This window comes from Cellulomonas carbonis, from assembly GCF_014636275.1.
Lineage (GTDB): Bacteria > Actinomycetota > Actinomycetes > Actinomycetales > Cellulomonadaceae > Actinotalea > Actinotalea carbonis.
This window is the reverse complement of the sequence record NZ_BMEB01000006.1, coordinates 17,809-29,650: the sequence shown is the minus strand read 5'-3', so window position 1 is coordinate 29,650 and position 11,842 is coordinate 17,809. Positions and strand designations below refer to the sequence as shown.

Genomic DNA, 11,842 nt, shown 5'->3' with positions numbered 1-11,842 from the left:
CGGACCGGACGTGGGCACGAGCGCGCGAGGCCGACGAACTAGGCTCGGCGGGTGCCCCAGCCTGCCCGCCCCGCGTCCGTCGACCGCATCGACGCCGCTGCCGCGGCCCTGGACGACGAGCTCGTGGCCATCCGTCGGGACATCCACGCGCACCCCGAGCTCGCCCGCACCGAGCGCCGCACGACCGACCTCGTCGCCGCGCGGCTGAGGGCCGCGGGCCTGCAGCCGCGGCTCCTGCCGGGGACCGGCCTCGTGTGCGACATCGGGCCGGGCGCGGTCGTGACCGGCAGACGCCGCATCATGCTGCGGGCGGACCTCGACGCGCTCCCGCTCGCCGACCGCTGCGACCTGCCGTGGCGCTCGACCGTCGCCGGCGTCGCCCACGCGTGCGGCCACGACGTCCACACGACCGTCGTGCTCGGGGCGGGGCTCGTGCTGGCCGGCATCGCCGCCGAGGGCGGGCTCGCGACCGGTGTGCGACTGCTGTTCCAGCCGGCCGAGGAGGTCCAGCCGGGCGGTGCGCTCGACGCGATCGACGCGGGTGCCATGGACGGCATCGCGCAGGTCTTCGCGGTGCACTGCGACCCGCGCCTCGACGTCGGGCACGTGGGGACGCGGATCGGCGCGATCACGTCGGCCTCGGACGACATCACCGTCACCGTGACGGGTGCGGGCGGGCACACGTCGCGTCCGCACCTGACCGGTGACGTCGTCTTCGCACTCGGGAAGGTGCTCACGGAGGTTCCGGCGGTCGTGGGCCGGCGGCTCGACCCGCGCGCCGGCGTCAACCTGACCTGGGGCGTCGTCCACGCGGGTACCGCGTCCAACGCGATCCCGTCCACGGGCACGGTGCGCGGGACGCTGCGGTGCCTCGAGGCGCGCGCGTGGGAGGACGCCGTGCGCGTGGTCCGGGAGGCCGTGCAGCACGTGGTCGCGCCGTACCAGGTCGAGGCGGAGGTGCACCACCAGCGGGGGGTCCCGCCGGTCGAGAACGCCGAGGCGTCGACGCGCGTGCTCGACGTCGCGGCGCGCGACGTGCTCGGCCCGTCGGGCGTGACCCTCACCGAGCAGTCGCTCGGCGGCGAGGACTTCGCGTGGCTGCTCACGCGTGCACCGGGTGCCATGGCGCGGCTCGGCACGCGCACGCCTGGTGGGCGCACGTACGACATCCACCAGGGCGACTTCGTCGTCGACGAGCGGGCGATCGGCGTGGGCGTCCGCGTGCTCGCCCGCGTGGCCCAGCTGGCCGGGCTGCCCGCCGACGACGACGCGCACGCGCTCGACGGCCGCCCCGGCACGCGCGCGCACGCGACGTCCGCCGCGGGCCCGCGCGGCGCGGCGTCACCCGGGCGGCCGACCGACCCGGACGGCAACATTCCGGTTGGGTAACGACCCGTGCCGTGCGTACCGGTCGGTAACCAGAACGTCACCTCGGCGCGGCTACTGTGCCCGTTACAACAGCCGGTGAGCCCGGACCGCACGCAACGACGCGTGGCAGACAGACCGATCGGTCCCGGTCCGGCACGAGCGTCAAGAAAACAGGAGTGACGACGTGAAGAGTGTGACCCGAGCAGCTGCCCTGGCCACGGCTGCGGCGCTTGCGCTGGCGGCGTGCGGATCGGCACCCGAGGAGACCGAGGAGACGTCGTCGGCCGGTGAGGGCGGGGCGTCGACCGACTACAAGCCCTGCATCGTCTCCGACGCGGGCGGCTTCGACGACAAGAGCTTCAACCAGCTGTCGTACGAGGGCGTGCAGCAGGCCGCCGAGGAGCTCGGTGCCGAGATGGCCGAGGTCCAGTCTGACTCCGAGACCGACTTCCAGGGCAACCTCGAGTCGCTCGTGGCCGAGGGCTGCAACACGATCGTCTCCGTCGGCTTCGCGCTCTCCGCGGCGACGGTCGAGTCCGCGACGGCGAACCCCGAGATCCAGTACGTCCTCGTGGACGACGCGGCGGACAACGACTTCGACGGCCAGAAGGACGCCGAGAACATCAAGCCGCTCCTGTACGACACGGCGCAGGCCGCGTTCCTCGCGGGCTACCTCGCCGCGGGCTACTCGGAGGCCGGCAAGGTCGGCACCTTCGGCGGCCAGCCGTACCCGACCGTGACGATCTTCATGGACGGCTTCAAGCAGGGCGTCGACTACTACAACTCGCAGAACGGCACCGCCGTCGAGGTCATCGGCTACCAGGGCGGCGACCAGGGCTCCTTCACCGGTGGCTTCGAGGCGAACGACACCGCCAAGGGCGTCGCCGCGGGCATCATCGACCAGGGCGTGGACGTGCTCCTGCCCGTCGGTGGCCCGATCTACCAGTCGGCCATGGACGCGATCGCGGACTCCGGCCGCGAGATCGCGATCATCGGTGTCGACGCCGACTTCTACGAGACCGACCCGAGCACGCAGGACCTCGTCCTGACCTCGATCCTCAAGCAGATGGACGTCTCCGTCGCCGAGACGGTCACGGCCGCGGGCGAGGGCACGTTCGACGCCGAGGCGTACGTCGGCACCCTCGAGAACGGCGGCGTCGGCATCGCCCCGCTGCACAACTTCGAGGACAAGGTCGACCCGGCGCTCGTCGCCGAGGTCGAGGCGCTGCAGGAGGCCATCATCGCGGGTGAGGTGCCGGTCACCTCGTACCTGGCCGAGTGACGCGTACGCTCCCCCGGGAGGCGCCCGACGGGCCCTCCCGGGGGAGCGGCATGCTCTCGTCCCCCATCTCCGGCCCAAGGATCGACAGCGATGAAGCTCGAGCTTCGCGGCATCACCAAGCGCTTCGGTGCGCTGGTCGCCAACGACCACATCGACCTGACCGTCGAGCCCGGTGAGATCCACTGCCTTCTCGGTGAGAACGGCGCTGGCAAGTCCACCCTCATGAACGTCCTCTACGGCCTGTACACGGCCGACGAGGGCGAGGTGCTCCTCGACGGCACCCCCCAGCACTTCCGCGGCCCGGGCGACGCCATGGCCGCCGGCATCGGCATGGTGCACCAGCACTTCATGCTGATCCCCGTCTTCACGGTCGCCGAGAACGTCATGCTCGGCCACGAGCAGACCAAGGGCGTGCGGCTCGACATCGACGCGGCGCGCGCGAAGGTGCGCGAGATCGCGGCGCGGTTCGGCTTCCACGTGGACCCCGACGCCGTCGTCGAGGACCTCCCCGTGGGCGTCCAGCAGCGCGTCGAGATCATCAAGGCGCTCTCGCGCGACGCGAAGGTGCTCGTGTTCGACGAGCCGACCGCGGTGCTCACGCCGCAGGAGACCGACGAGCTGATGGGCATCATGCGCCAGCTCAAGGCGTCGGGCGCCGCGATCGTCTTCATCACGCACAAGCTGCGCGAGGTCCGCGAGGTCGCGGACCGGATCACGGTCATGCGGCGCGGCGCGGTCGTCGGCGAGGCGAGCCCGACGTCGACCGACACCGAGCTCGCGTCCCTCATGGTCGGCCGCGCGGTCGAGCTCACGGTGCGCAAGGGCGCCCCTGAGCTGCGCGAGCACTCGCTCGAGGTCTCCGGCCTCGAGGTCACCGACCCGCGCGGCGCCGTCCTCGTCGACGACGTCAGCTTCAGCGTCCGCGGCGGCGAGGTCCTCGTCGTCGCCGGCGTCCAGGGCAACGGCCAGACCGAGCTCGCCGAGGCGCTCGTCGGACTGCAGCGCGCGAGCGGCGGGAGCATCCGCCTCGACGGCACGGAGCTCCTCGGTCGCAGCGTGCGCCAGGTGCTCGACGCGGGCGTCGGGTTCGTGCCCGAGGACCGCAACGTCGACGGCCTCGTGGGCGAGTTCACGGTCGCCGAGAACCTCATGCTCGACCGCCTCGGCGGCGAGCCGTTCGTGCGCAACGGCGTGCTCCAGCTGGGCTTCCGCGACGAGTTCGCACGCGAGAAGGTCGACGAGTTCGACATCCGCACGCAGGGCATCGACACCGCCGTCGGCCGCCTCTCGGGCGGCAACCAGCAGAAGGTGGTCGTCGCCCGCGAGCTGTCGCGCGACCTGCGGCTGTTCGTCGCGTGCCAGCCGACGCGCGGTGTCGACGTCGGCTCGATCGAGTTCATCCACAAGCGGATCGTCGCGACGCGCGACGCCGGTGTGCCCGTCGTCGTCGTCTCGACCGAGCTCGACGAGGCCGTGGCGCTCGGTGACCGGATCCTGGTCATGTACCGGGGGCGGGTCGTGGGGATCGTCCCGGCGACGACGCCGCGCGACGTCCTCGGTCTGATGATGGCCGGGATCCCGGCAGAGGGGACGGAGGCGGCATGAACGCCCCCGACGCGGGTCGCGACCCGCACACGGACAGCCCGACGAGCGGGCTCTCCCGCGCCGCGGAGTCGGTCCCGGTCGCCGACGAGGGCACCGGAGCGCCGGCAGGCGCCGAGGGACCGGGCACCACGACGACCGTCCCCCCGGTGGGGCGCGACGACCGGTGGGCCGAGGCCTTCCGTCGGATCGCCTCGGGCAGCTGGGGCGTCTCGGTCGGCGCCGTGGTGCTCGCCGTGCTCGCCGGCTCGATCATGATCGCCGCGACCGACGAGGCCGTGCAGGAGGCCGCAGGGTACTTCTTCGCGCGCCCCACCGACATGCTCGGTGCGATCGGCGCGGCCGTCGGCAACGCGTACGCCGCGCTCTTCCGCGGTGCGGTCTGGGACTTCCGGGCGGACTCGTTCGCGCTCGCGATCCGCCCGCTCACGACGTCGCTCAACTACGCGACCCCGCTCATCGGGGCGGGGCTCGGCGTGGCGCTCGCGTTCCGTGCCGGACTGTTCAACATCGGTGGCCAGGGGCAGATCCTCATCGCCGCGGCCGCGGCGGGCTGGGTCGGCTTCGGGCTCGACCTGCCCGTCGTGCTGCACCTGGTCGTGGCCGTCGCGGCGGGTGTCGCCGCGGGTGCGCTGTGGGCCGGCATCGCGGGCCTCCTGCGCGCCTACACCGGCGCGCACGAGGTCATCGTGACGATCATGCTCAACTACATCGCCTTCTACCTGCTGTCGTGGCTGCTCGCGACGCCCGGGCTGCTCCAGGCGCCCGGCTCGGCGAACCCGAAGACGGCGCCGATGAAGGACACGGCGGTCATGCCGGACCTGCTCGGCGCCCGGTACAACCTGCACCTCGGCTTCCTGCTCGCGCTCGCGGCGGTCGTCCTCGTGTGGTGGATCCTCCAGCGGTCCCGCGCGGGCTTCATGTTCCGCGCCGTGGGCGAGAACCCGCACGCGGCACGCGTCGCCGGCATCGACGTCCAGCGCACCACCGTGTCGGTCATGCTCGTCGCGGGTGGGCTGGTCGGCCTCGCCGGGACCACGCAGGTGCTCGGCACGGTCACCACGGGCTTCGGGTCGGACATCGACGCGGGCATCGGCTTCGACGCGATCACGGTCGCGCTGCTCGGCCGGTCCTCGCCCTTCGGGGTCCTCGCAGCCGCGATCCTGTTCGGCGCGTTCAAGGCGGGCGGCTCGGTCATGCAGGCCGCCGAGGGCGTGCCGATCGAGATCGTCCTCGTCGTGCAGTCGCTCATCGTCCTCTTCATCGCCGCCCCCCCGCTGGTGCGCGCGGTGTTCCGTCTGCCGCAGCCGGGCCCGCGTCGGCCCCGCGCGCCCCGTCGTGACCGGAAGGCGGTGTCGGCATGACCGCCCTCGCCACCACCCCCAGCCCCGCACCCGCGACCGACGAGGTCCGCACGGTCGCCGTCGTCAGCCGGAAGGCGCCGATCGCGTTCGCCGTGGTGACGGCGCTCCTGGCGCTCCTTCTGGCGCTCCAGGGCCGGGAGGGGAACACCAACTTCCGCTTCTCGGCCGAGGGGGACCTCGTCCGGATCCCCGACATGGCCGTCCCCGGCATGCCGCTCGCGTGGGTGTCCGTCGTCGTGCTGGCGGTCCTCACGGCCGTCGCCTTCTGGCTCGTCCGGGCGGCTCGGCGCATCCCGACGTGGCTCACGCTGATCTTCGTGCTCGTCGCGTTCGTGGCGTTCCTCGCGTGGGCGGGCGCGGGCAGCGACCGCGACTTCCCGGTGGTCCGCCTCATCGGCGGAGCCGTGCTGCTCGCCGTCCCGATCGTCTTCGGCGCGCTCGGCGGCGTGATCGGCGAGCGGGCGGGAGTCGTCAACATCGCGATCGAGGCGCAGCTGCTCGCGGGCGCGTTCAGCGCGGCCGTGGCCGGCTCGGTGACGGGCAGCCCGTGGGTGGGCCTCGTGGCCGCCGTCGTCGCTGGCGTGCTCGTGGCGCTCGTGCTCGGCCTGTTCACGATCACGCACAAGGTCAACCAGGTGATCGTCGGCGTCGTCCTCAACGTCCTCGTCCTGGGCATCACGAGCTTCCTGTACTCGCAGGTCCTCGTGCCCAACGCCCAGCTCAACGAGACGACGCGGTTCTCGCGCATCAGCATCCCGCTGCTGTCCGACATCCCGGTCGTCGGTCCCGCGCTGTTCGAGCAGACGATCGTCGTCTACCTCATGTACCTCACGGTGCCCGCGGTGTGGTTCGCGCTGTACCGCACGCGCTGGGGCCTACGGGTCCGCGCCGTGGGCGAGCACCCGAAGGCCGCCGACACGGTGGGCATCAAGGTCGAGCGGACGCGCTACCGCGCCCTCATGATCGCGGGCGCCGTCGCGGGCCTCGGCGGTGCGTTCTACACCGTCGTGTCCGTGTCGTCGTTCGGGAAGAACATGACGGCCGGCGCCGGCTTCATCGCGCTCGCCGCGGTGATCTTCGGCAAGTGGGACCCCGTGCGCGCCGCGCTCGCCGCGCTGCTGTTCGGCTTCGCGTCGAACCTCGAGGGTGCGCTCAGCGTGGTCGGGGCACCCGTCCCGAGCCAGTTCATGCTCATGCTCCCGTACGTCGTGACGCTGCTCGCGGTCGCCGGCCTGGTCGGCCGGTCGCGCGCACCCGCGGCCGACGGCGAGCCGTACGTCAAGGAGTGACGGTGGACCAGCACGACGTCGACTGGGACGCGCTGCGGGCCCGGGCCCGCGAGGCCATGGCGACCGCGTACGCGCCGTACTCGCAGTTCCCCGTGGGCTGCGCGGCCCTCGTCGACGACGGCCGCGTCGTGGTCGGCTGCAACGTCGAGAACGCGTCGTACGGCGTGGGGCTGTGCGCCGAGTGCACCCTCGTGGGTGCGCTCCACACGTCGGGCGGTGGCCGCCTCGTCGCCTTCACGTGCGTCGACGGGCACGGGAACGTCCTCATGCCGTGCGGCCGCTGCCGCCAGCTCCTGTGGGAGCACGGCGGGGCGACGCTGCTCGTCGAGACCGTGCGCGGCATCCGAACCATGGACGAGGTCCTGCCCGACGCCTTCGGCCCGGACGACCTCGTCGAGCGAGCCTGAGGAGCACCAGTGACCGACCGGACCGAGCCCTTCGACGCCGTCGACGTCATCCGGACCAAGCGCGACGGCGGTCGCCTGCCCGACGAGCAGATCGACTGGGTGCTCGACGCCTACACGCGCGGCGTCGTCGCGGACGAGCAGATGTCGGCGCTCGCGATGGCGATCCTGCTCAACGGCATGGAGCGTGCCGAGATCGCGCGGTGGACGGCGGCGATGATCGCCTCGGGTGAGCGGATGGACTTCTCGTCCCTCTCGCGGCCGACCGCGGACAAGCACTCGACCGGGGGTGTGGGGGACAAGATCACGCTGCCGCTCGCGCCGCTGGTCGCCGCGTGCGGCGTCGCGGTACCGCAGCTGTCGGGGCGCGGGCTGGGCCACACGGGCGGCACGCTCGACAAGCTCGAGGCCATCCCCGGGTGGCGCGCGGCGTTGTCCAACGAGGAGATGCTGCGCCAGCTCGAGGACGTCGGCGCCGTCATCTGCCAGGCGGGCAGCGGGCTCGCGCCGGCCGACCGCAAGCTCTACGCGCTGCGCGACGTGACGGGCACGGTCGAGGCGATCCCGCTCATCGCGTCGTCGATCATGAGCAAGAAGATCGCGGAGGGCACGGGCGCTCTCGTCCTCGACGTCAAGGTGGGCAGCGGCGCGTTCATGAAGGACGTCGACGCGGCCCGCGAGCTCGCCCGGACGATGGTCGACCTCGGGACGGACGCGGGCGTGCGCACCGTCGCGCTCCTCACCGACATGTCGACGCCCCTGGGCCTGACGGCGGGCAACGCGCTCGAGGTGCGGGAGTCCGTCGAGGTGCTCGCCGGCGGCGGGCCGCAGGACGTCGTCGAGCTCACGCTCGCCCTCGCGCGCGAGATGCTCGCGGGAGCGGGCAAGGACGACGTCGACCCGGCGGACGCTCTCGCCGACGGTCGCGCGATGGACGCGTGGCGGCGCATGATCGCGGCCCAGGGCGGCGACCCCGACGCGGCGTTGCCCGTCGCGCGCGAGACGGAGCAGGTGCTGGCCCCCGCGGACGGCGTGCTCGTGGGCCTCGACGCGCTCGCGGTCGGCGTCGCCGCGTGGCGGCTCGGCGCGGGCCGGGCCCGCAAGGAGGACGTCGTGCAGGCCGGTGCGGGCGTCGAGCTGCACGCCAAGCCGGGCGCCGTCGTGCGCGCGGGTGAGCCGATCATGACGCTGCACACCGACACCCCCGACCGGTTCGCGCGGGCGCTCGACGCGCTCGCCGACGCCGTGACGATCGCGCCCGAGGGCTCGCGCCCTCCCGAGCAGCCGCTCGTCATCGACCGGGTCGCCGCGGGCTGACGTGTCCGCGCGCGGCGCCCGGCTCAGCACGCTCCTGCACCGCGCGGGGGTGTGGGGCGGGGCGCTCGCACGTGCGGCGGCGGTCGCCCCCGTCGGGTCGAGCGGCGCGGCGGGGCTGAGCGGCCCCGTCGGCGGCCCCACGCCGGACGCCGTCGGCCCGACGCCGCGCGAGGTCCGCGCCACGGTGCGCCGCCTCGCACGGGGCCTGCGCCAGGCCGACGGCACGACGTGCGGCTCGGCCGTCCTGACGATGCTGGCGGCGTGCGGGGACGACGGACTCGTGACGTGGCTCGCGACGGGTCACGTGCCGGACGTCCGTCCGCCCGAGCTGCGGGACGCGCCCGAGAGCGCGTTGCGCCGCCTCGCGGGCGCCCGCGTCGAGGACCGCGCGGCCGTGCTGCAGCGGATCCTCAAGCGGCGCACGAATGCGCGTGCCGCGCTCGGGCTGCCGTGGCCCGAGTCCCTCGGCACGCCGCCGTGGGGCGCCGCTCGTGTCGCGCGCTTCCCGGGGGTCCGCTACGCGCACCTGCCGGTCGACGACACCGACCGGTCGCACCTCGACCGGGTGCTCGGGACCGTCCGTGCATGGCTCGCGGCCGGTGTGCCGGTCCCTCTCTACACGGGCGGGGACACCGCGCGCGGCTGGTCGACGGCGGTCCCGCGCCACGTCGTCCTCGCGGTCGCGGACCGACCGGACGGCGGGCTGGACGTCTGGGAGCCGTCGCGCGGCCGCGTCGTCCCGACGGAGCCCGAGGCGCTGGCGGGGCGCGCGGGTCCCCACCCGGGGCTGGGCGGCTGGGAGCACGTCGTCTGGGCGGTCCTGCCCGTCGCGCACGACGGCGCGCCGCGCGAGCCGTCCTGACGCACCGTCGCGAGGTCGTCGCCCGTCCGGGCGTCACCGCCGCGCGTCCCAGGGTCGCGGGCCCACACGGTGCGGGTGAGGATGGGGAGGCACGCCCGACCAGCGAGAGGTGAGCCGATGAGCACGACACCCGGAGACAGCACGTGGGCGGACGCCGGTCTGGTGCCCCCCGACAGCTCGGCGGTCCCGGGCTCGGAGCGCACGACGACCCCCGTCGACCCCGACGACCTCCCGCGCGCGCCGAAGCCCGACCTCCTCGAGGAGGCCTCGGAGGGCGACGCGCTCGAGCAGGCGCAGGACGCGGACGGCGACACCGGTGACCGGCTGCCGCCGTCGGCCGCCCGGGACGACGCGGCGGAGGGCGACGTCCTCGAGCAGGCCATCGAGGTGCCCGACGACGGGACCGACGACTACCGGGCGCCGTGACGTCCGTCTCCTCCTCGACCCGCCCGTCCGGGCCCTCGGACGGGCGGGTCAGCCGTCGGCGGGCAGTAGCGTTGGCGGCATGACCGGGCAGCCGCTGGACGCAGGGACGATCGCCGAGCTGCCGAAGGTCCTCCTGCACGACCACCTCGACGGGGGAGTGCGTCCGAGCACCCTCCTCGAGCTGTCCGACGCGCAGGGTCTCGTCCTCCCCGCGGACGACGCCGAGGGCCTCGCCTCGTGGTTCGTGACCAGCGCGGCCGCGGGCTCGCTCGAGGCCTACCTCGCGACGTTCGACCGGACGCTCGCGGTGATGCAGTCGGCCGACGCGCTGCGCCGCATCGCGCGCGAGGCCGTCGAGGACCTCGCCGCCGACGGCGTCGTGTACGCCGAGCAGCGCTACGCGCCCGAGCTCCACGTCTCCGGTGGGCTCGAGCCGCAGCAGGTCGTCGACGCGGTGACCGAGGGAGTCGAGGAGGGCGTCGCCGCGGCCGCCGGGGCAGGCCGGCGGATCCGCGTCGCACAGGTGCTGACCGCGATGCGCACGGGCGGCAACGCGGCCGACGTGGCGCGGCTCGCGCTCGAGAACCGCCTGCGCGGCGTGCTCGGCTTCGACCTCGCGGGCGCCGAGGCGGGCCACCCGCCGTCGCGCCACGCCGCCGCGTTCCGCACGCTGCGCTACGCGAGCTTCCCCGTCACCGTGCACGCGGGCGAGGCGGCCGGCGCCGGCTCGGTCGCGGAGGCCCTGCACATCGCCGGGGCCATCCGGATCGGCCACGGCGTGCACGTCATCGACGACGTCGTCCTCGGGGAGCCCACCGAGGACGACCCGTGGGGCGTCGAGAAGGCGCGCTTCGGGGACATCGCGCACTGGGTCCGCGACCAGCAGGTCCCGCTCGAGGTGTGCCCGACGTCGAACGTCCACACGGGTGCGACGCCGTCGATCGCGCAGCACCCCGTGACACCGCTGCTCCGCCTCGGCTTCGCGGTCACGGTCAACACGGACAACCGCCTGATGTCGGGCACGTCGCTCACGCAGGAGCTCGCGGCGCTCGTCGAGCACGCGGGCTGGACCCGCGACGACCTGCGCGACGTGACCCTCACGGCGGCCTGGAACGGCTTCATCCACCACGACGAGCGCGCAGAGCTCGTCGAGGACGTCATCATCCCCGGATTCACCGAGCGCTCGAACGGACGGCACCGCGCATGACCACCGACAGCACCCCCGCCCCGCTGACCCGCGAGGGCGTCGCCCGCATGGTCGACCACACGCTCCTCAAGCCCGAGGCCACGCGCGCTGACGTCGAGGCGCTCGTCGCCGAGGCCCAGGCCCTCGGCGTCTACTCGATCTGCGTGTCGCCCTCGATGCTCCCCGTGGACGCGGGCGACGTCCTCGTGGCGACGGTGTGCGGGTTCCCGTCGGGCAAGCACCACAGCGACGTCAAGGCCGCCGAGGCCGCGCGCGCGGTCGCCGACGGCGCGCACGAGGTCGACATGGTGATCGACCTGGGCGCGGCGAAGGCCGGCGACTTCGACGCGGTCCGCGCGGACGTGGCCGCGGTGCGCGCGGCGGTGCCCGCGCCGACGGTCCTCAAGGTCATCATCGAGTCGGCGGCGCTGACCGACGACGAGATCGTCGGCTGCTGCCGGGCGTCCGAGGAGGCGGGCGCGGACTTCGTCAAGACGTCGACGGGCTTCCACCCGGCGGGCGGCGCGTCGGCGCACGCGGTGCGCCTCATGGCCGAGACGGTCGGCGGTCGCCTCGGCGTCAAGGCGTCGGGCGGCATCCGCACGGGCCAGGCCGCGCGCGAGATGATCGCGGCCGGTGCGACCCGGCTCGGGCTCTCCGGGACCGCGGCGGTGCTCGACACCCTCGACGGCGGCGAGGCCGCGGGGGCGACCTCCGGCTACTGACGCCGGCGTCGCGGCTC

General features: G+C 74.0%; 11 protein-coding genes. All 11 read left to right on the top strand.

Going from position 1 to position 11,842, the window contains the following annotated elements; all coding sequences use genetic code 11:
- The first annotated feature begins 51 nt into the window (after positions 1–51).
- The gene (locus IEV86_RS15225; RefSeq protein WP_188484745.1) at positions 52–1,389 is read left to right on the top strand and encodes an amidohydrolase; all 1,338 of its coding nucleotides are present in this window, start codon (positions 52–54) and stop codon (positions 1,387–1,389) included.
- 163 nt (positions 1,390–1,552) lie between these two features.
- Positions 1,553–2,650, top strand: coding sequence for a BMP family lipoprotein (locus tag IEV86_RS15220; RefSeq protein ID WP_043609625.1), 1,098 nt, complete (start codon positions 1,553–1,555; stop codon positions 2,648–2,650).
- 90 nt (positions 2,651–2,740) lie between these two features.
- On the top strand, positions 2,741–4,255 hold the full coding sequence (locus IEV86_RS15215; protein WP_043609623.1) for an ABC transporter ATP-binding protein: 1,515 nt from the start codon (positions 2,741–2,743) through the stop codon (positions 4,253–4,255).
- Positions 4,252–5,616 carry an ABC transporter permease gene (locus IEV86_RS15210; protein ID WP_043609619.1) on the top strand — a complete coding sequence of 455 codons (1,365 nt, stop codon included), beginning with the start codon at positions 4,252–4,254 and terminating at the stop codon, positions 5,614–5,616. The genes IEV86_RS15215 and IEV86_RS15210 overlap by 4 nt, the downstream gene beginning before the upstream one ends.
- The gene (locus tag IEV86_RS15205) at positions 5,613–6,905 is read left to right on the top strand and encodes an ABC transporter permease (RefSeq protein ID WP_043609618.1); all 1,293 of its coding nucleotides are present in this window, start codon (positions 5,613–5,615) and stop codon (positions 6,903–6,905) included. Before IEV86_RS15210 ends, IEV86_RS15205 begins: the two co-directional genes overlap by 4 nt.
- A 2-nt stretch (positions 6,906–6,907) precedes the next feature.
- Complete coding sequence (locus IEV86_RS15200) at positions 6,908–7,312, top strand: cytidine deaminase (RefSeq protein WP_438501610.1); 405 nt, start codon at positions 6,908–6,910, stop codon at positions 7,310–7,312.
- A gap of 9 nt (positions 7,313–7,321) precedes the next feature.
- Positions 7,322–8,626, top strand: a complete 1,305-nt coding sequence (locus IEV86_RS15195; RefSeq protein WP_043609616.1) for a thymidine phosphorylase — start codon at positions 7,322–7,324, stop codon at positions 8,624–8,626.
- 1 nt (position 8,627) lies between these two features.
- A complete protein-coding gene (locus IEV86_RS15190; protein ID WP_188484744.1) occupies positions 8,628–9,488 on the top strand; it encodes a hypothetical protein in 861 nt (286 codons plus the stop codon).
- 117 nt (positions 9,489–9,605) lie between these two features.
- Positions 9,606–9,914 carry an Rv3202a family protein gene (locus IEV86_RS15185; protein ID WP_043608067.1) on the top strand — a complete coding sequence of 103 codons (309 nt, stop codon included), beginning with the start codon at positions 9,606–9,608 and terminating at the stop codon, positions 9,912–9,914.
- Between the two features lie 79 nt (positions 9,915–9,993).
- Entirely contained in the window at positions 9,994–11,121 is a 1,128-nt protein-coding gene (locus IEV86_RS15180) for an adenosine deaminase (RefSeq protein ID WP_043608070.1), read from the top strand.
- Positions 11,118–11,825 (top strand): deoxyribose-phosphate aldolase, encoded by a 708-nt coding sequence (gene deoC, locus IEV86_RS15175; protein ID WP_043608071.1) that lies wholly within the window; start codon positions 11,118–11,120, stop codon positions 11,823–11,825. Before IEV86_RS15180 ends, deoC begins: the two co-directional genes overlap by 4 nt.
- Positions 11,826–11,842 lie beyond the last annotated feature (17 nt).

Coding starts and splice junctions, on each gene's coding strand:
- IEV86_RS15180 (WP_043608070.1), top strand. CDS start 9,994: ATGACCGGGCAGCCGCTGGACGCAGGGACGATCGCCGAGCTGCCGAAG.
- deoC (WP_043608071.1), top strand. CDS start 11,118: ATGACCACCGACAGCACCCCCGCCCCGCTGACCCGCGAGGGCGTCGCC.
- IEV86_RS15210 (WP_043609619.1), top strand. CDS start 4,252: ATGAACGCCCCCGACGCGGGTCGCGACCCGCACACGGACAGCCCGACG.
- IEV86_RS15215 (WP_043609623.1), top strand. CDS start 2,741: ATGAAGCTCGAGCTTCGCGGCATCACCAAGCGCTTCGGTGCGCTGGTC.
- IEV86_RS15205 (WP_043609618.1), top strand. CDS start 5,613: ATGACCGCCCTCGCCACCACCCCCAGCCCCGCACCCGCGACCGACGAG.
- IEV86_RS15185 (WP_043608067.1), top strand. CDS start 9,606: ATGAGCACGACACCCGGAGACAGCACGTGGGCGGACGCCGGTCTGGTG.